Origin of the sequence: Cyclobacterium sp. 1_MG-2023 (assembly GCF_030546805.1) — a bacterium.
Classification (GTDB): Bacteria; Bacteroidota; Bacteroidia; order Cytophagales; family Cyclobacteriaceae; genus Cyclobacterium.
In genome coordinates this window covers 143,122-164,594 of record NZ_JAUOPC010000015.1, presented here as the reverse complement: position 1 = coordinate 164,594, position 21,473 = coordinate 143,122, and the positions used below count along the sequence as shown (strand labels likewise).

Annotated in this window: 11 protein-coding genes; 2 read left to right on the top strand and 9 right to left on the bottom strand. The window is 39.8% G+C overall.

Annotated elements, in window-relative coordinates; translation table 11 throughout:
- Position 1 precedes the first annotated feature (1 nt).
- The 4 genes from Q4534_RS20785 to Q4534_RS20770 all read right to left on the bottom strand — a co-directional run bounded on the left by Q4534_RS20785 (position 2) and on the right by Q4534_RS20770 (position 7,455).
- Positions 2-865, bottom strand: coding sequence for a sugar phosphate isomerase/epimerase (locus Q4534_RS20785; RefSeq protein WP_303615076.1), 864 nt, complete (start codon positions 863-865; stop codon positions 2-4).
- 1 nt (position 866) lies between these two features.
- The gene (locus tag Q4534_RS20780; protein WP_303615075.1) at positions 867-2,579 is read right to left on the bottom strand and encodes a PQQ-dependent sugar dehydrogenase; all 1,713 of its coding nucleotides are present in this window, start codon (positions 2,577-2,579) and stop codon (positions 867-869) included.
- Positions 2,580-2,787: 208 nt separating this feature from the next.
- Positions 2,788-4,368: a RagB/SusD family nutrient uptake outer membrane protein gene (locus tag Q4534_RS20775; RefSeq protein ID WP_303615074.1), complete on the bottom strand. Its 1,581-nt coding sequence runs from the start codon at positions 4,366-4,368 to the stop codon at positions 2,788-2,790.
- An 18-nt stretch (positions 4,369-4,386) separates the two neighbouring features.
- Positions 4,387-7,455, bottom strand: coding sequence for a TonB-dependent receptor (locus tag Q4534_RS20770; protein ID WP_303615073.1), 3,069 nt, complete (start codon positions 7,453-7,455; stop codon positions 4,387-4,389).
- A 501-nt stretch (positions 7,456-7,956) separates the two neighbouring features.
- On the opposite strand from Q4534_RS20770, the gene Q4534_RS20765 reads away from it, so the two are divergent.
- On the top strand, positions 7,957-10,383 hold the full coding sequence (locus tag Q4534_RS20765; protein WP_303615072.1) for a TonB-dependent receptor domain-containing protein: 2,427 nt from the start codon (positions 7,957-7,959) through the stop codon (positions 10,381-10,383).
- Between the two features lie 112 nt (positions 10,384-10,495).
- On the opposite strand, the gene Q4534_RS20760 is transcribed toward Q4534_RS20765, so the two are convergent.
- Together Q4534_RS20760 and Q4534_RS20755 are read right to left on the bottom strand one after the other, a co-directional pair.
- Complete coding sequence (locus Q4534_RS20760; RefSeq protein WP_303615071.1) at positions 10,496-11,098, bottom strand: DNA-3-methyladenine glycosylase I; 603 nt, start codon at positions 11,096-11,098, stop codon at positions 10,496-10,498.
- A gap of 172 nt (positions 11,099-11,270) precedes the next feature.
- Complete coding sequence (locus Q4534_RS20755) at positions 11,271-11,939, bottom strand: DUF3365 domain-containing protein (protein WP_368509166.1); 669 nt, start codon at positions 11,937-11,939, stop codon at positions 11,271-11,273.
- 231 nt (positions 11,940-12,170) lie between these two features.
- Between Q4534_RS20755 and prfA the strand changes: the two genes are divergently transcribed.
- The gene (prfA, locus tag Q4534_RS20750) at positions 12,171-13,247 is read left to right on the top strand and encodes a peptide chain release factor 1 (RefSeq protein ID WP_303615070.1); all 1,077 of its coding nucleotides are present in this window, start codon (positions 12,171-12,173) and stop codon (positions 13,245-13,247) included.
- Positions 13,248-13,371: 124 nt separating this feature from the next.
- Here prfA and Q4534_RS20745 read toward each other — a convergent pair whose 3' ends face one another.
- From Q4534_RS20745 to mfd, 3 genes are all read right to left on the bottom strand, one after another.
- Positions 13,372-16,182, bottom strand: coding sequence for a YCF48-related protein (locus Q4534_RS20745; RefSeq protein WP_303615069.1), 2,811 nt, complete (start codon positions 16,180-16,182; stop codon positions 13,372-13,374).
- A 188-nt stretch (positions 16,183-16,370) separates the two neighbouring features.
- On the bottom strand, positions 16,371-17,615 hold the full coding sequence (gldJ, locus tag Q4534_RS20740; RefSeq protein ID WP_303615068.1) for a gliding motility lipoprotein GldJ: 1,245 nt from the start codon (positions 17,613-17,615) through the stop codon (positions 16,371-16,373).
- 261 nt (positions 17,616-17,876) lie between these two features.
- Entirely contained in the window at positions 17,877-21,221 is a 3,345-nt protein-coding gene (gene mfd / locus Q4534_RS20735; RefSeq protein WP_303615067.1) for a transcription-repair coupling factor, read from the bottom strand.
- Positions 21,222-21,473: the final 252 nt, after the last annotated feature.

Below are 21,473 nucleotides of genomic sequence, written 5' to 3'. Positions count from 1 at the left end.
TTTAGGATTTCATAAGTTGCGAAACAAAGTTGAGATTTTCTCGATAAGCTGGAAGTACCTCCATCCCCTTAGGAATGGCCCCCTCCATGATGTACCAACCTTTATAGCCAATTTTATCCAGACTCACTTTTACTTTTTCAAAATTCACCTTCCCTTGCCCAAGCAATTGCCCATTTTCTTTGAAATGGATTTCACAGATATTTTCAGCTCCTAAAAGGGCTATTTCTTTAAATATATCATAGCCCATTTTGGTAGCATTGGCCAGGTCATAATAGACCTTTACATGGGAAGATCCCACTGCTGCTAAAATCTCCAGGTGTTCTTCTGCAGAAAGCCAAGATTCAATTCCCAGCACCACATTGGCTGCTTCTGCCTTGGGGGCAACTTTCTTTAATCTACGGATTACTTCAGCTTTACCTGCAGGATCATTTCTCAGGTCTCCTGCTGAAAAAAATGCCAACAAGACATTTCTGCAACCCAATGCTTTGGCTACATCTATGCTGTCGGAAACCCAAGTTTCCGTTTCAGGGGCAGATTTATAAGGCACTTTATTGAGCTCACCTATGGCCAGCCCGGCAATTTTCACTTTGTTTTTTTTAGCCGTCATTAGGTAAGTTTCCTGCATACTTTTTTGCCTAAGGTGCATGTTATTGGCCACATTCCCTAAACTTACCTGTACTCCATCCAGACCTATCTCTTTGGCCAATTCAAATGCAGCGGGATCCGAAGCTTTTCCTATGGACCAATCACAGGCACCTATCCGAATTTTTGGTTTGACAAAGCGATCATTTGCCGCCCAAATGGGGCCTAATGCGGCCATACTTCCAAGTGTGAAAAGTGTTTTTCGCCTGCTGAACTTTTTCATCCTAGTTTTTTATACCGACCATTTTATAAACCTTACCATCAGCTTTGGTAAACAAGTACATTTCTCCATCGGCATCTTTGCCCAATCGAAGATCCACCCTTCTGCTATCCGATAATTTGGAAAGAGGAACAGAAACTCCTTCATACTCTATTGTCCATTCATAAATCGGAGCTTGTTTGCCAATTTTAAGGTCCGCAATATTGACATAAAACAGTCTACCTCTTGTAATATCTCCAAACAGGTATTTTCCCTCAAGACCCGGTACTTCAGTACCTGTATATTCATAACCTCCGGAAATGGCATTGCCTTCATCGTGGTCATACATGGCTACCGGGTAAGAAAAGCCAAAAGATTTTTCATTTTCAGGCAAAGGAAAAACCATATTGGAATCATCTTCAGGTTTTAATTTAAAAGTCCCCTCCCTGACAGGCCATCCATAATCAGCGCCCGGACGAAGCATATAAAGGGATTCTATTTGGCCTTGACCGATATTTGAAACTAATATCTCTCCGGATTTGGTCCATGAAATTCTGTGCGGATTTCTAAATCCTTGCGCATAAATTTCCGGTAACCAGCCCTTATCATTGCCTACAAACGGATTGTCAGTTGGTATTCCATACTTTCCATTTTTGCTGTTATTACCTTGCGGGTCTATTCTAAAAACTGATCCCCAAGCCTGAGTGCCGCCATACGATATCCAGGCATGTCCTCTTCCTTCCGAACCACCATCTCCAATACCTATATACAGAAGTCCATAATCCTTGTCTCCTTTTTTGGCATAAGGGTTAAAAGTAATCTCTTGCATCCCATGAATTCCTGAGGCCATATCAATTCTAAAAAGCTCTCTTTTGCTTTGGGCTTGAAAAGGTACAGCCATGGGATTTCCCGTTTTCCATTCGGTTACTACCCACTGAAGATCGCTTCTGATACTATCTCCAAAGGCAAAATCTGCAGGCTTTGTATGAGGTTTTTCGGTATGATTGGTATAGAATAGGCCATTTTCACCGAACTCAGGGTGAAAGGCAAAGCTACCAAAACCAGTAGCCAAGCCCGGTTCATTAATAAACTCGGGCATTTCCTTGGACATATCGAGGTATAACTTTGTTTTTGCCCCTTCCATAAGGTACATTTTACCTCTTAGATCCATCATGTACATCTCTTTGCTTACCGGGTGGTAATCCATTTTGGCAATACGGGTAAATGGTTTCTTCTCTGCGGAAGCAGGGATTGTACTGATTAGCTCTAATTTTACAACCAAATCTGACAAGGGAATTTTTTCAGGAATCGGGTTTCCTATGGAGTCCAATCCAACTTCTGATTTTTCTTCAGGAGCCTCATGCTGGTGCATGAAGGCAATTATATTGTCTATTTGACCTTCCTCTAAATGCTTAAAAGAGGGCATGTAGGTTTTGTATCGCTCAAAAGCTTTACGGGCCCTTTCGTCCCCATTGTCAATCATCTCGGCAGGGTTTTGGATAAAAGCGCGCAACCACTCTAAGGACTGCTCCTTGGTAATCCCACCCAAATGGGGACCAATACCATTTTTCTTGAAGGAATGGCAACTGCCACAGTTGGTTTGAAAAAGATCTTCTCCGGTCTTTAGGCTTGTTTGATCCATTGGAATTAATTCTTCCAATGGTTTGTCTCCGGATTTACATGACCAACATATAGCAAGTACAAACAGGAGAAAAAAACGGTTGATATTTGGGTTCATAGAGTAATGGTACTGTCAAAATACAATTTATACAATTATAATAATGAAGCCAATCTACTTTATTCCTATTAAATAAAAAAAACCTAATTTATCAATGGTCAAAAAATATCCTTTCCCAACCCTTATTTCTTTTAATTTTAAATAAAAAAGCAATAAAAAAAGGTGCTGTTTTGCAACAGCACCTCTTCTAATTTTTATGGACAAATATTTACCAGCCCTTATTTTGCTCAATTCCTGAAGAGCTAACTACTCTTGTTGGAATTGGCCAAACACCCATAACATCGGCATCAAAATTTCTTGCAGGCCAGATTTCACCTATTACAAAGTCAGAATTCGGATCAGCCCTATCGGTATGAAGTCTTCCATAAAGCGGCTTGCTGTATGCTTCTTCAGCATCACCCCACCTTACCAAGTCAAAGTGCCTGTTGGCAAACTCCCCGGCCAATTCTACCCTTCGCTCATGCTTGAGGTCTTCCATGGTGGCATCGGTCTTTGGCTCAAGTCCGGCTCTTGCCCTTACCATGTTTAATGGTGCATCACCATTTTGTCCTTGCATGATTAAGGCTTCAGCTTTCATGAGCAATAGCTCACTGTACCTTAATAAAGGAACATTCAGAATGGTTGTGGGATCATTCCCATTGGAATTGATATAAGTACCGATTGGATTTTCAAACTGGTATTCATACAGGTATTTATTGAATTGTAAGCCGGAAAGTGAATTTTCAGATTGGTATTTCCTTTCTTCTCCAAAGAATTTAAAATCATCTCCAAATTTCAAAATGGTAACTTCCCTTCTGTAATCCCCTGCTTCAAATTCTTCATACAGGTCATTGGTAGGCATATAATATCCCCAGCCATTGTATTTTCCCCAGCCTTTATTTTCTAAAGAAACACCTGGCAGCTTGGATCCACCATTAACACCTGAAACTACTGTCCAAATGTATTCCGGTCCCCAGTTGTTCAAGTGACTGTGCAACATTCTAAAGTCTTCTTCAGGGGTGTTGGTGGTATAAAGGGCCCTTCCTGAACCTGAATTGGTAACTGCATCAACATAAGTAACCACCTCTGCATAGCGAGAAGCATCATATTCTGCCCAATACAGGTTGGTTTTTGCAATATAGGCCAGGGCGGCATCTTTGTGAGCCCGTCCCATATCTTCAGGGCTGTAAGTAGTAAAAAGAGGCAATAAATCAGCCGCTTTTTCAAGATCCTCTACAATTTGCGCATAATTTTCCACCACACTGGCAGGACGAGAATAGCTACCTGCCTCATCAAACATATTTTCTTCCGTAACGATCGGCACACCGCCACTCACGTCATCACCATAAGTATGAGCAATCCAGAAATAATGAAAAGCCCGCATAAAATAAGCTTCTCCAAGAATCCTGTTTTTCAGGTCTGTAGTCAGGTCCATGTCCGGAACATTTAGAATAATGTCATTGGCTCGACGGATGATTTTGTAACTCTGCGGGTACATCCAGTAAGCATATCCTTCATCTCCTGTCATGTTAAAGTTTTTGATATTATCCGCAGTAGAATTAATTCTACCGGTAACCATATCATCTGAGGCATTGATGTACCAGAAAAACCCTCTGGAAAACATGTCCTCATCTTTCATGTAAAAATAAAGGCTATTGGCTGCTGTTATGGCATCCTGTTCATTTTGGAAGAAGTTTTCGTAAGAAGTACTTCCCAGGGGCTCCAGATTGGTAAACTCATCTGAGCAGCTTGTCATCACCCCAAGGCTAAGGGCAATTAATGTCGAAATCTTATATAAAGTGTTTTTCATTTTTTTCACTGTTAGGTATTAAAGGGTAAGAGAAAGACCTGCTGTAAATGTTTTAGGCAGTGGATAACGCCCCACGTCCATCCCTTTACCACCAACTTCCGGATCCATGCCCGAATATTTAGTGATTGTAAATAAATTCTCAGTAGAGAAATAAACCCTAAGGCTACTGTCTTTTCCAACTTTCTGTAACAATTGTTGAGGCAGTGTATATCCTATGGTAAGGTTTTTCATTCTCAAATAAGAGGCTTCTTCCAAATACCAGCTTGAGGCAGTACCGAAGTTTCTATTGTCATCTTTGGTAGACAACCTTGGTATGTCTGTATCGGTATTTTCAGGAGTCCAAGCATCTAGCACCCTATTGTCTAGGTTATAACCTGATTGAGAAGCATTCAATGCTGTATATTTGTAACCGTTGAAAACTTTCACTCCTGCCACTCCCTGCAAGATCATACTTAAATCAAACCTTTTATAATCCAGGCTTAAGTTAAAGCCATAGGTGAAATCCGGTAGGTAGCTCTCCATAAACACCTTATCTTCGTCAGTAATTTTACCGTCATCATTCACATCGGTAAACTTGAAATCTCCCGGCTGGGCATTTGGCTGAATCAATGTACCATCTTTTACATGGGCATCAATTTCAGCTTGGTTTTGGAAGATCCCTTCGTAAGGCACCAAGAATGTGGAATACAATGATTGCCCCACCTCTGATCTGTAAGGATAAAGCGTACTTCTTACCTCATCACTGTGGGCTATAAAATCTATATTACTTTTATTGTAACCATCAAGATTAATTAGCTCATTGTTGATCACACTGAAATTACCTCTTGCAGCAATATTAAATTCCCCAACTTGGGTAAAGTATCCGGCTGAAAATTCAAGACCTGAATTTCTCACCTCTCCACCATTCACATCAGCTGCAGTTGTTCCCTGATGCAAATCTTCCAATCCGGGAAGAATCATCCCTTTGGTAGTTTTTATGAAGTAATCCAAAGTCAGGTCAATTTTATTGTTAAATAAGCCTGCATCCAATCCAATATTGGTAGATTCTGAAATTTCCCATTTCAGGTCCGGATTGGATTGTCTATTGGCATATACTGCCCTGTAATCAAGGGATGCATCTTGTCCCAAAATAACTGTTTGCGTACCAAGGGGAACATCAAAAGAGTAATAGCCTACAGAGTTAATATTTCCTATTTGGCCCCATGAAGCTCTTAGTTTCAAAATATTTACTGATGGAGCATTGAAGAAATCTTCACCCGAAATTTTCCAAGCTCCTGAAACGGCAGGGAATACGCTTGATTGATTTTGAATGGCCAATCGAGAAGTTTCGTCTCTTCTAACACTACCTGCGATAAAATATTTATCGTCATAATTGTACATTACCCTACCAATTGCTGAGGTCAAAGCGTCTTCATACACACCGGTAGTTGGGGTCAAAAATTCTTCAGCATTGCTCATGTATTGGTTAAAAGGCTCTTCACTACTAAAGCCTCTACCTTCCTGAAAATAGGACTCACTCTTGGTAAATTGAGAAGAATAAACAGCTGTAACGTTCAAGTCATGTAGGCCAAATCTTCTTTGAAAAGAAACTTGATTGTCCCAAATCCACCTTTGTGTATTCGAATTTCCTTGATAAAGATAATTCTGAAGATTGGTCCTGCCTAGTTCAGGAATTCTAGGATTGAACTGTTTGCTATTGGTCATATTTAAATTGTAGCTAAAAGTACTCCTGAAGGACAAGCCCGGAATAATTTCATAATTTAAATAAGTATTTGAGTTCAAGTTTGAGACAGGGTTATTGGAAGTAGGTCTCAAAAGAAGCCCCATAGGATTGTAAACATCTCCGTAAGTACCGGCAAACTGCGACAATTCGTAAGGTACAACACCATGGAAAACACCGTTTTCATCATATACTGGTGCGGCAGATGGCATATACAAAGCACTAATGATACTTCCTGAATAAGAACTGCTTGAGTTTGTACCCACTGAATTGGATCGGGTAAAATAAATATTTTCTCCAATGGTAACCTTATCGGATAGGTGAAAATCTGTTTTCAACCTAAATGCATACCTTTCAAATTCAGTACCTTGAAGTAATCCTTCCTTATTTAGGTAACCAAAAGACCCCATATAATTCGCAGTTTCACTAGCACCGCTAATATTTACATTGGCACTATGAACGGATGCTGATCTAAAAATCTCTTCCATCCAATTGGTGCGCGTAACCTGTCCCCAAGGGTTTTGGCTGGCATCATGTGCTGCCTGACGCGCTGCTCCTGCATTGTCTGCTGCCAAGTTGTACACATCTGCCTGCTGTTGAGCATTTAGTGGAGTGGGAAGATTACTTGCTTGTTGGATACCTGAATAAACATCAAAGGTAACCACAGGTTTACCATAGGCTCCTTCTTTGGTTTTGATTACAATAACTCCTGACGCAGCTTGAGCACCATAAATGGCCGCTGCAGAAGCATCTTTCAAAATAGACACTGATTCAATATCATTCGGATTAATAGGAGGACCATAATAAGGCATTCCGTCTACTACAGTTAATGGTCTTTCATCAGAAAGAGATCCAATTCCACGGATTACTATCAAACCTTCTTGGGAAGGATCGCCACCTTGCTGTAAAACAGTAACACCGGGTACGCTGCCTTGCAAAAAGTCATTCAAATTCGTTACCGGTCTGCTATTAATTTTATCAAGCCCGGACACTGAGGATACTGAAGAGGTGAGGTTTTCTCTTCTAGAAGTACCATAACCAATCATTACTACCTCATCCATGTCTAAAAGGGATTCTTCCAAATAGACTTTCAGTTCAGCATTCCCATCATAATCTAGGGTTTGAGACTGCATCCCAATAAAGGATATAGTAAGGGTACCTGAACGATCACTCACTTCTAGTGAAAAGTTACCGTCCATATCTGTAACGGTACCTTGATTTGTATTTCCGCTTGGTACCACAGCTGCCCCTGGTACAGGAAGCTCATCGGCGGCCCCATAAACCGTACCTTTAATTACGGTTTGTGCTTGTGCACTGAATATGGTACTGCACCATATCATGATTAACAAATAATAAAGTTTTTTCATAGGGTTAATTTTTACGGATAATTAAGATTTGCAAAACTAGTCAAAAGTATACTCTCGGTGTAAAATGAGAATTAACTTAATGTTAATTAAAAATCATGTTAAATTTTTCAGGATCTCTTTGATGAAAATTTAAAAAGGTTCAAGAATTATTTTCTAAAGAAAAATAGGGAAGTCAACAATTTATTAGGCATGAAACATTGATAAAACCCAAACCCTCCAAATAAAATCTTATAAAATTAGGTATACAATTTTAAAAACAAAAATACCAAGAAACATTTGTATGTACTTAAGAAAAAAAATATTGATCTAATTATAATCACAATGGTTGCCCAAACGCCATAAAATCCCCCCCAATTGCCCTCGAAATCTGAATAAAGGTATTCCCATTCTTACTCAAAGGCTATGTCTATCAATTAGATGGAACATTCATGTAAAAAAACAAACTTCCTTCCTCTCGATTTTTTATATTTGTCGCTATTTAATTATACCAAGATATCCCTCATGAAAAACATTAGCCTATTAAGTCTATTGCTAACATTTTTAGCTTTCCAGCCTGCTTTTTCACAATCCTCCAATTATGGAGAAATCCAAGGAAAAGTGATCGATGAGGATGGGGGCAGCCCACTAGGGTTTGCTACCATCAGTGTTTTTTCTCTGGAAACTGAAAATAAAAAGTTAATCAATGGGGGTATCACCACAGAAGACGGCAGCTTTTCAATCGGGCTTCCACAAGGCACCTTCAATCTATTGGTTGAATTTATGGGCTATAAGGCTACCGAATTAAACCAAATCACAATCAATAAAGAAAATAGAAAATTAAACTTAGGGGAAATTGGTCTATCCCCAGACACTGAAAGCTTGGATGAAGTGGTGGTTCAAGGAGAAAAAACCTTAATGGAATTGTCCCTGGATAAAAGAATATTCAATGTCGGAAAAGACTTGTCCAATGCAGGCCGCACGGCGAATGATATTTTAATGAACCTTCCTTCAATATCAGTAGACCCGGAAGGAGGGGTTAGCTTAAGGGGCTCAAGTAATGTAAGAATTTTAGTAGATGGCAAACCATCCGGTCTGGTTAGCTTTAAAGGAAGTAGCGGACTACAACAATTGCCTGCCAGCATGATAGAAACAGTGGAGGTCATCACCAACCCTTCTGCACGCTATGAAGCCGAAGGTATGGCTGGGGTGATCAATATCATATTGAAAAAGGAAAACACCCAAGGTTTTAATGCTTCCTTTGAAGGCACCGTGGGGAACCCGGACAACTTTGGTTTGGCAGCCAACCTAAATTACCGCCACAAAAAGATCAACTGGTTTATCAACTATGGGGTAGCTTACAGAAAGGTGCCAAGAGAAGGCACCATCAACCAAGAAGTAAGCAATGAAGACACCACCTTTTATTCGCATCAAACCACCACAGGAACCGTCAATGGTATCAACAACAATATTCGGGCTGGCTTGGATTACTTCTTCAATGAGAACAGTATTTTGACAGGGTCTTATCTCTGGAGACGGAGTGATTCAAGAAGATTAACAAATATTAGGTACAACGATTATGAGCTTGAAGGTGGACCCTTACAAAGTTATACCCTACGTACCCAAGATGAGGATGAAAAAGAACCTAATTCTGAATTTAACCTTACATATAAGCGTAGTTTTGAACAAAGTGGGCATGAGTTAACCGGCGCCATTACCTACTTGGATTATTGGGAAAATTCAGACCAGGTTTACACCCAGGATGGTTTTACACCGTCTGGAACTCCCATTGCCGGGGCATCAATTTACCAAACATCTGTAAACGATGAGTTTGACAGGCAGTGGCTCTTTCAATTGGATTATACCAAACCCATTGGCAAGGAGGGGAATTTCGAGACAGGATTCAGAAGTAGTTTCAGAAACATGGAAAATGATTTTATCGTAAGTCAAAGACTGGAATCTGGTGAATTTGAAGCCCTACCCGGCTTGGATGACATCTTCCTTTATGATGAGAACATTCATGCAGCCTATGCCATTTTGGGCAATAAACATGAGAAATTCTCTTACCAAGGAGGGCTCCGTGCGGAATACACTGATGTCACCACCACACTGGTAAACTCAAATGAAATCAACCCAAGAGATTACGCCAACCTCTTTCCTTCTGCTCACTTCACTTATAACCTCAGTCAAGACGATGCTTTTCAAATGAGTTATAGTAGAAGAATCAGGAGGCCCGTTTATAATGACTTGAGTCCCTTTATGACTTTTTCTGATGCGAGAAACTTTTTTAGTGGCAATCCGGATCTCAACCCTGAATATACAGATGCCTTCGAAATAGGCCATATCAAATACATGGACAAAGGATCCATTTTTTCTACCGTTTACTATAGGGATACCAAGGATAAAATTGAAAGAATAAGAAGTGTGGACGCAGAGGGAAATTCTACAACTATCCCGGAAAATTTATTAGGTGAGCAATCCATGGGTTTTGAATTCACTACAGATTACATCCCTGTGGATTGGTGGAAGTTAGATGCCAATTTTAACTTTTTCTATGCCAAAATAGATGGAAGTAATGTATTGGATACTTATACTACCGACACTTATTCTTGGTTTACCCGACTTACTTCTCGATTTACCTTTGCCAATGGCCTGGATCTTCAAGTTCGGGGAAATTATGAAGGCAGAAGAAAAGTGGCCCAAGGAGTACAAAAAGCCATGGCCTTTATGGACATATCGGCAAGCAAAGACATTATGAAGGGCAGGGGAACATTGATTCTTAATGTTTTGGACGTATTTAATTCAAGAAGGAGCCGATACATTTATGAAGGACCGGGTTTCAAAACAGTAGGAGATGTATTCCCTAGGAAAAGACAAATTAACCTTACATTGAATTACCGAATCAAACAATCCAAAGCTCAGAGTAAAAGCAAGCTTATGGGAGCAGAATAATAATTTTACCATTGGCCAATGGGTTCCTTGTTGGCCAATGGTAAATTTCCATTTTTCACCGGAAGGACACATTAGTTAGAGTGTAAATAGGTTTGTTATTCGGTTGAATGAACTACTTTGCCATTGCTTTGACTTCTAAATGTCGGAAACAATGGACCAGGTGGTCATTCACTATTCCTGTGGCTTGTAAATGTGCGTAAACAGTAGTACTTCCTAAAAATTTAAAGCCATAATTCTTCAACTCTTTGGCCACTTTATTGGACAGGTCTGTAGTGGCAGGAACTTCTCCCATGTTTTTCCAAGCATTTTGTATGGGTTTTCCATCTACAAAATCCAGCATAAATCCGGTAAAGGTTCCATATTTCTCTTGAACTTCTATAAAGCGCTGGGCATTGTTCACAGCGGATTCAATTTTCATTCGATTGCGAACGATACTAGGATCAGCCGTTAATTTATTAATCTCTTCAGGGGTAAAACGCGCCACTTTTTGGTAATCAAAATCTTTGAAGGCTTTGGCATATCCTGCCCTTTTCTTTAAGATGGTGGCCCAACTTAATCCTGCCTGAGCACTTTCTAAGATCAAAAACTCAAAGTGGGTTCTATCACTATACACCGGAACCCCCCATTCTTCGTCATGATACCTGATATAATCTTCAAACCCAAGACACCATGGGCAACGAAATTTTTGGGTCTGGTTGTGCATGTATTCGCTCATATGGTTACTGGATTTCTAAGAAATATAGTCAATTCAAAGATCAACATGGCATCGAAGCCCGCGAAATCACGCAATTAATAATTGGTATCAATAAAAACCAGACACCGGAAACACCAAACGCTTAGCCGGGGAATTCAATACTGAAGCTAGTTACGTTAATTTACTCTTCCTACTAAATCCCTTTTACTACTTCTTTCTTAGGCATGGCAATGCTCCACATCCCCCTTAAATCACCCACTTGATAGTTAATCGCCTTATCATCAGGGTAAAGGTTTTTTATTTTTTCGGCTGTCCCTTTTTGGATGTCCTTGCCGGGTTGTCCATGACAATTGAGGCAAAGCCCATTTGGAATGGTGATAGCCTTGGTAAATAACAAGACCTGTCCATCTTCAATTTTCTGAATATTGGCTTGGTTTTCTATCTTATTTTCACTGTTATAAGCATAAGCATCCAGTAATTCCTTCTCTTTTTCGTTGGGGACATTCTTCGGATTGCGATTTTTCACAGAAACCCTCTTAATCGTGACTTTGTATTTATCTGCTACTTCTTTTGTAATGTCTAAAGCCTCCACATTGCAAAAGCTTACCGCCCCTTCAGGCCCATTTTCCTGCATGGCCTTTTGCAAGGTCCCCATTAGGGCTTTCTGGGCCTCCATACTTATCTCCTCCCCCCACTTCATGGCATGCGCTGTAATTTCAGCCTCGCTTAGTTTTTTTACCTCGTTGGCTTTATTCACCTCATCTACAAGATCACGATCAATTTTTTTTCCATCATTGCAGCTGCTAATGCCTATAATAAAGGAAAGTCCTAAGATATACCAATTGTGTTTCAAGCCCATCATCTATGTATTTTGTTGTGTTATTAAATATACGGACTTATCAAAAAAAAGACAACCTACCGGGCCACCTTTGCTGAGGAGATGAAAGAGGGACTTCCAACCCTTTTTAGTTATGGTAAACCTAAATTTAATTTACACTAAGCGGCTTTTTTGGTCCCACTAACATATAAAATAAATCTGTGTCGGGTAATCATCAACATTATTGCTTAATTTTGCCTTCCAAATACAACAAGCATGCTGGACAAACTTGAAGCAATAAAAGATAGATTTGAAGAAGTTTCACAACTCATCATCCAACCGGATGTAATGAGTGACATGGGAAATTACACCAAATTATCTAAGGAATACAAAGACCTGGAAAAAGTTGTTGCTGCATATGACAGTTACCGACTCACCTTAGAAAATATAGAAAGCACCAAGGCAATCCTAGACAAGGAGAAAGATCCGGAATTTCGTGAGATGGCCAAAATAGAGTGGGAGGAATTGAAAAACAAAAAAAATGAGATGGAAGAAGATCTCAGAAAAATGTTAATTCCTAAAGACCCCAATGATTCCAAGGACTGCATTCTTGAAATTAGAAGTGGAACAGGAGGAGATGAAGCGGCCATCTTTGCCGGAGATCTTTTTAGAATGTACCAAAGGTTTAGCGAAAAGCAAAACTGGAACCTTACCATCTTGGATTTGACTTTTGGAACTTCCGGAGGTTATAAGGAGATCATTAGCTCCGTTTCCGGTGCTGATGTGTATGGAATGCTAAAGTATGAATCCGGTGTTCATCGGGTTCAGAGGGTTCCTGCCACGGAAACACAAGGAAGGGTGCATACTTCAGCAGCCACAGTAGCTGTTTTGCCTGAAATGGAAGAAGTGGATGTGGAAATTGACATGAATGAAGTTAGAAAAGACACCTATTGTTCCTCAGGGCCGGGTGGACAATCTGTAAACACCACTTATTCAGCTGTACGGCTTACACATGAACCTTCAGGTATTGTGGTGACCTGTCAAGATCAAAAATCGCAAATTAAAAACTTTGAAAAAGCACTTAAAGTATTGCGGTCAAGGATCTATGAAATAGAGCTTGCTAAACATAACGAGGAGGTTGGAGCCCAAAGGAGATCTATGGTAGGAAGTGGAGATAGGTCAGACAAAATCCGGACCTACAATTACCCACAAAGTAGGGTGACAGATCACCGCATCAATAAAACCGTTTATAACCTACCGGAGGTAATGGAAGGCAGTATAGAAGACTTTATAAGTGCCCTTAGGTTTGCTGAAAATGCTGAAAAAATGAAGGGCGGGGGAATGGAGGATTAGTTGCTAATCAGCCTTCTATAAAATCCGGTAATCAGGATTTATACCTTTACAGCTTTACATCTAATTTGCTACAAAACCTTGACGGAAGAAACTGTCAAGGTTTTGTTTTGCACTCAATCAATCTTTAAAGTATAAGAATTTTTCTTTTATACTCTTTTGTTCTGGTACGAATAAGTAACACATGCAATCCTTTAGGCAAGTCATTGATAAAATACACAAATTGCCCTGTTGAAGTGGCTACCTCTTTAATTTTCAGCCCCATGGAATTGTATATACCAATGTATTCTAACCCTGCAATACCTTTTACAGAAACATGAATATCTCCAGTGAAAGAAGGGCTTGGAAACACTTCAATATTCGCATCAGCTGCCTCTTCCTCTATGGAAGTGATAAGATTAACATTTACTGAAAGTACTCTGCTAGGTCCTTGGTCACATGCATTTACCGGCGTTACTTGGACTATATGGTCCCCTGGGCTCGTCCAGTTAACACGTATGGTAGAGGTTCCTTGACCGCTAATAATGTCTCCACCTCCGGAAATTGACCATTGATAGTTGATATCTTGTTCACCAAGCACTTCATAATCTGCTTCTTGAAAACCGACCTTAACAGTCCCTTGAATTTCGGAAGGTTGGTCGGGAACAGTTATAACACGAACAATCTTTTCGGTTGTAGGACCTTCACCGCAAGGATTCCTACTTGACACTTTCACAATATGTTCGTCTAAATTGGTCCATTCAATGGTGACTACAGCGGTACCTTGGCCTTCCCTTACTACTCCTCCGGTAGCTTCCCAGAAATACTCGGTACCCGGAACAGAATCTACATAATATTCTTCCAATGTATTGACACAGACCACACCTTCTCCTTGAATCACAGAAGTTTCCTTAGGCTCTTCTGAAACTACTACCTCCAATGCAGTGGTTTCTCCATTTCCACAATTATTGGTTCCCCTTACCATTACGGCATTTCTTCCCGGAGTATCCCATCTTATCACCACTCTGGTGGTGCCTTGACCTTGAATTACGGTTCCGCCATCTACACGCCAGTCGTACGCTACACCTTCCAAGCCAAAGTCTTGAATAGAATAGATTTGTTGACTAATACAAATGTTATCCTCCCCAAAAATGGTAGGAATAACATCAGGCACTTGGCAGGTATATTGGAAAAGCAATCCATTTTCCCCAACTGCATAACCTACATTCAAATCCCCAAAACTGATACCTGTGAAATTTTGAAAAGTAGCTGTTTCCAATTGTTCCCAATTTTCTCCTGCATCAAAGGTGCGTAGGATCAAACCATTATCTCCGGTTATAAAGCCAACAGATTCATCAAGAAATTCAATATCAGTCAAAGGTATGTTGAACCCTGATTGGATCTGTTCCCAATTCAAGCCCTTGTCAACGGTTTTAAAAACAGCACTACTTGGACTTACGGCAATGGCTGTATTTTCATCCAAGATTGCCAGCGCCTTTAATTCGACATTGCTGCCAATACTTACTTTCTGCCAATTTAAGCCGGCATCGGAGCTAACCATTACCATACCTTCTTCACCAATGATCAATCCATCATTTTCGTTGAAGAAAGAAATATCATTTAAGTTAATATCATCGTAACCGGAGGATATTTCTTCCCAATTTACACCTTGGTTATCGGTTTTTGTAATTAACCCCCTATCGCCAACAGCAAAACCAATATTGAAATCGAAAAAATACAGTCCATTTACATTCTTTATTGTTCCTGGATTAAGGGTAGTCCAATTTACTCCGGAGTTCCGTGTTGAAATAATATTCCCGTTATTTCCCGAAACAAATCCGGCAGTACTGGTAACAAAATACACAGCATTGAATGGCAATGAAATAGATCTGGAGCGATCTGTCAAACGAGAACCTCCATTTGTCGTCGTAATAATTAAACCGTTTTCGCCGACAATATAACCTTTCTGATCTGTCACAAATTCCACCCCCTTATAATCATTGGCATTCCCCGATAGCCTCAAACTCCAACTCGAGCCGGTATTGTTTGAGGAGATTAAAATACCACTGGGTGCAACTGCCAAAACATTATTGGTTTCGGGTCTAATGGACAAGCGTTCAATATTTTCAACAGTTCTTGAAATAGCTCCTATAAAAGTTAGCCCCCCATTAGCAGTTCGCAAAACTGTTCCTCCATCTCCACTTATTACCCCTATCAGTGGATACGAAGGATTAAAAATGACATCCTTAAGGTCTGAATCAATGCCACTGTTTATAAACTCCCAGTTTTCCGCTCCATCTTCTGTTTTGATAATGGCACCTTCGTCACCAACAGCATATCCAGTAGTGTCATCTGTAAAATAAATCGCATTTAAGGAAACATCAAATCCAGAATCAAACAATTCCCAAGTCAGGCCGGCATTTGTTGTTTTAAGAATCTCCGAATCGGCGGTTACAGCATAGCCAAGAATTTCATCGACAAAAGACACTTTATTGACTGAAGCTGTCGTTGGAACGTTCACTGCAACCCAAGTAGAACCACTATTACTTGAACGTAAAATAACACCGTTATCACCACTAATTACCATAATGTTTTCATCCACGTGAACAACATTATTCAATATGCCCCCTTCAGGATAAGTAGGTTTTACCCAACTAATTCCTCCGTCTGTGGATCTGTAAATTAGCCCTTCATCTCCAAGTAAGACCCCATTCTGGTCATCAAAAAATGAGACATCATTAACATTCATTTGTTCCGGGAGCTCCATTTCTATCCAGCTAAGCCCTCCATCTATGGACTTTAGCAATATGTTTTCTCCTCCAATATACCCCACATTGGTGTTCACCCATTGAATAGACCTGTAGTCATTTCCCCAGCTCCCTACTCTTCTCCAACTTTGCCCAAACCCAATTTGAAAAAGTAAAAAAGTGAAAAAACATAAAAGTAAACCCCGCTTCATATAAATGCCTAAGTCTAAATAAATTATACTTACAAAAATAATATATAATTCAGCATATAACAGTAAAAAGAAATTTAATATGCCCCCTCTGTCTGAAAGACCTTTTTCCTATTACAAAATCAAAAAAACAGGATATAAAAAAAAGGGCTGAAAAGCCCTTTTTGTAAAACTTAAAACAAGTTTATATATTATCTGTCTTTGCCTCCAACTGCAATCATGGCACATCTAAAACCAATATGATTGGAAGAAGAATCTTGGTGCATAAATCTTCTGGTTCCAGGAGCCAACCAATAAGCCACATCTCTCCAAGACCCACCTTTGAAAACCCTGAAATTATCGTCTATCAAAGTGGTGTTGTAAGTGTCTTCTTCATCATTTGTCCCATCTTTCCTGATAGGGTTGAGGTCATCAAAATCCTGAAAAGAAAGCGGTCTGTAGACATCCTGTACCCACTCATTCATATTACCCGCCATATTGTACAAGCCAAAATCATTTGGAGGGAAATCATAAACGTTTGTAGGGATAATTTCTCCGTCGTTTGACACACTTCCAGATAGACCGGCATAATCCCCTCGGCCTCTTTTAAAGTTGGCCAAGAAATCACCTTGTCTGGATTTTCTTTTGATATTGTATGGGTTTCGAGGACCTCTTCCATCCCATGGATAAATCCTACCATTCTCTTGGTTTTCATCCATGTATTGTGTTCCAATCATCCCCTTGGCTGCAAATTCCCATTCTGCCTCATTCGGAAGTCGATAATTAGGAAATACCACGCCGCGTTCTATTAACTGATCAAAAGAAAGTTCAGCAGTTTCTTCTCCATCATCATTTCTCTTCTTACCTCCAAAATTTCTTTCTCGTTCTAACTCGTTTACATATTGGGTTCTCCAAGCACTGTAGGCATTGGCCTGTGTCCAGCTTACACCTGCAACCGGGTAGAAATTAAAACCGGGATACCGAAAATAGTAAGTTGAGTAAACATCATTGTAGGACATTGCATTTGCCCATACATTTTCGTTTGGTTCTAATTTTTTGAGAGAATCAGCACTTACACTGTCTGCTATATTGAAAAGAAATTCTTTATAGTCTACATTGGTAACCTCTGTTTCATCCATATAAAACGAAGCAATTGTTACTGTTCTTTCAACATTGTCGCGGAAACCCATTATGTCTTGTTCCTGCGATCCCAAAACAGCTCTTCCTCCCTGGATAAAAACCAGCCTTGGACCAATCACTTCTCTTGGAAGCCTAAATACCTGAAAAGCAGAATCCTCTTCATCAAAACTGTATTTAGCTCCAGTTGATGCACTTACACCTCCTGGATTACTAGCGGTTCTTCTCGAAGTTTGTTGACCACAAGAAGACATCAATAATCCCAGTAAAGCTACTGCAACAAAAAAACTAAATTGAAAATTTTTATTCTCAAATTTCATGCGACAAGTTTTAAGTTTTGTCTTAATAAAACGCTAATATATGACCAATAATATATTATAACAATATTCTTTTTCTTATCAAACCCAAGATAAAAACCAATTATATCAAATTCCTGTGAAAAACGACAAAAAAAATTGTACAATCTCAACAATTCTCCACACGAAATTTCATCTTAAATTTAAAAAAAAGAAGGAGTTATTTATTAATCATCTATTCTAATTCACTGTTTATTAAATAAATCCACATTTCAAGATAAACAATTATTTATCTGCAGTCATTTCAACAAGCCAGTTTTGGGCTTTCTGAATGGTATCTACTCCCTTCACTATGAGGATTAAACGATCTTTGGTTTCCTTTATTTTGCAGAGCCTGCTTTTTGATTGAATAAACTTGATAATATTCATAAAAATAGGAGAGCTAAAATAAGGGTCTTCCTTTGATGAAACGAAGTAACATTTCATTTGTTCATTTTTCAATGAAAGTTTTTCAAAACCGAGGTTAACTGCCATCCATCTGAGTTCAACTGTTTCTAGCAATGCCTGAACCCTTTCCGGAATGGCACCAAACCTATCCCTGATCTCTTTTCTAAATTTCTCAAGGGATTCTTCTTCTTTAATGTCATCCAATTTGGAGTACAAGCTCAATCTTTCTGAAATATTGCTTACATAACTTTCAGGAATCAAGAGTTCCATATCTGTCTCAATCACACAATCCTGAACCAATGGTGCCACCACCTTTTTCAAGTCCTGCTCAAAAATCGATGCAAACTCGGTTTGTTTGAGTTCCTGTACGGCGTCATCTAATATTTTGTGGTACATTTCAAAACCCATATCAGAGATAAAACCACTTTGCTCTGCCCCCAATAAATTCCCGGCTCCACGGATATCCAGATCCCTCATGGCTACCTTAAAACCATCACCAAGGTCAGAAAATTCTTCCATGGCTTGCAATCGTTTTCTGGTTTCTGGCGTTAACGTTGAGGTTGGTGGAGTAAGGAGATAACAGTAGGCCTTTTTATTACTTCTTCCAACTCTCCCCCTCATTTGGTGCAGATCACTCATGCCAAACATATGGGCCCGATTGATAATAATTGTATTGGCATTGGGTATATCAAGTCCTGACTCAATAATATTGGTAGACACCAATACATCATAAGCACCTTCAATAAAATCTACCATAATCTTTTCGAGCTTTTTCCCATCCATCTGCCCGTGGGCACCTATGACTCTGGCATCAGGTACCAGTCTCAAGATCAAGTTGGCAATTGAGTCAATCTCCATGACCCTATTGTGCACAAAAAACACTTGGCCTCCTCGGCCTAACTCAGTGGCAACCGCATCGCGGATAACATCCTCCCTAAATGTATGTATCTCGGTTGTTACAGGCTGGCGATTAGGTGGAGGTGTAGCAATGACGGAAAGATCTCTGGCACCCATTAATGAAAAATGAAGCGTTCGAGGTATTGGGGTAGCTGTCAGGGTAAGCACATCCACATTGACACGAAGCTGTTTTAGCTGATCTTTGACCTTTACTCCAAACTTCTGTTCCTCATCAATGACCAATAGCCCAAGGTCCTTGAAATTCATTGCTTTGTTTACAATTTTGTGCGTACCAATTAAAATATCTATCTCACCATTTCCTACCTTTTCTATGATTTCCCTAACTTCCTTGGCTGTTCTGAATCGGTTGATATAATCTATATTGACTGGGAAATTCTCCAGCCGTTCTTTGAAGGTCTGGTAATGTTGCATGGCCAAGATAGTAGTGGGCACCAGTACTGCAACCTGCTTTCTATCGTTCACAGCTTTGAACACTGCTCTTACTGCTACTTCCGTTTTACCAAAACCCACATCCCCACATACAAGTCTATCCATAGGGTAAGGTTTCTCCATGTCTTGCTTAACATCAGCAGTAGCTGAGGCCTGATCGGGAGTATCCTCATAAATAAAGGAGCTTTCCAATTCCACTTGAAGCACACTATCTGTAGAAAACTTATGGCCTGAAGCAGCCTTTCTTTTGGAATATAACTTAATTAAATCTTTGGCAATATCCTTTACTTTGCTCTTGACCCTTTTCTTCTTATTTTCCCATTCTTGGGTACCCAGCTTGGACATGGTAGGCATTGTACCTTCCTGACTGCTGTACTTAGAAATTTTATGTAAAGAGTGGATATTTACATAAAGTAAGTCATCGTCCCTAAACACCAACCGAATAGCTTCCTGCAACTTCCCGTTTACCTCCACTTTTTCTAAACCGGCAAAACGACCTATCCCATAATCCACATGGACGATAAAATCCCCCGGGTGCAGACTTTTGATCTCTTTTAATGTAAGGGCCTTCGACTTGGAAGTTTTTTTGGTTGTTTTGTACCTGTAAAACCTTTCAAAGATTTGGTGGTCTGTATAGCAGGCGATTTTCAATGAATTATCAACAAAACCTTCCTTTAGGTTAATCGCTAATGTTTGAACCGATAAGGCGGGATCTAATTCATGGAAAATATTGGTCAGGCGGCTTATTTGCTTCTCGCTTTCAGAACAGATGATATTCGCAATCCCTTTGGCTGAATTTTCATTGAGATTTTGTACCAAGAGTTCAAACTGCTTGTTAAATGAGGGCTGGGGCTGTCCTTTAAATTGGTATTCAGGCACGCCTTTCCATTCAAAAACATGACCAAAAGCAAGCAAGGTGAAAGGTTCTATTTGCGCTGCAAAAGTATTTTCATCAAGAAACAACTTTTCCGGGGCCATAAGTAATGAACTACTCTCTCCGGAATCACCGTAATGTTGGCAAGCTTTGTCATATAACTGCTTAATGGTGTTGGTAACATGCTTGAAGTCTTTGATCCAAAAGCAGGTACCTTCAGGGAAGAAGTCCATGACAGATTGCCTAATCTCCTTTTCCATTTTGGTCTGGATATTGGGCAATATACTGATTTGATCCACAGCTTCTGTTGACAACTGACTCTCCGGATCAAAAGTCCTGATACTGTCAATTTCTTTACCAAAAAGCTCCAGCCGATATGGCAAATCACTGGCATATGAAAAAATATCGATGATCCCACCCCTTACGGCAAATTGACCGGCTTCATACACAAAGTCAGCCTTTTCAAAACCATAAGTACTCAATAATTCTTCAATAAACTCCAAGTCGACCTTCTCTCCCACCTTTACTGCAAAGGTGTTTTCTTTGAGGCTTTTTTTGTTGATTACCTTCTCATATATCGCTTCCGGCGAGGTGATCAGCACCTTTCCGGTCAAACTTTCATCAGATAGGCGATTGAGGATTTCAGAACGCATCAATACATTTGCATTCTCCACCTCTTCGTAGTGATAGGGCCTTTTGTAACTGGCTGGATAATGGTAAGCAGCTTCCCCGGCGAAAGTCTGCCAATCACTTGCCAGATAGGCAGCTTCTTCACGGTCGTTGGCCAAAACAAGATGAAAGCCACCGTTAAGCTTACTGATAGTATGAACAATTAACATGTCCATGCTTCCTGAAAGCCCCTTCACATTTATTTTCTTTTGTTCTCCGGAACCAATACCTAATGCAAGGTTCTTTACAAACGGATCCTCTTCGTAAAGCGATAAAAACGATTGCTTGTCCAACTATTCTCTTTTATGGTGCCCCCTGGGGCAATTACTATTTACACTTTAACAACTAACAATAACCCAATTAAAGCTACCTCTCTCTTCCTATTTAGCTTTTCCCACAGCCTCCATGGACGAGCTTATCATTAAATTATTTATTTACTTCACCTACAAATCTATTTTCGATTTATAAATTAAGTGGATGCAATTTATTAAATATCATTGAAACCCCATTAGGGCTTAAAGGATATATAGATTAACAAATGGTAA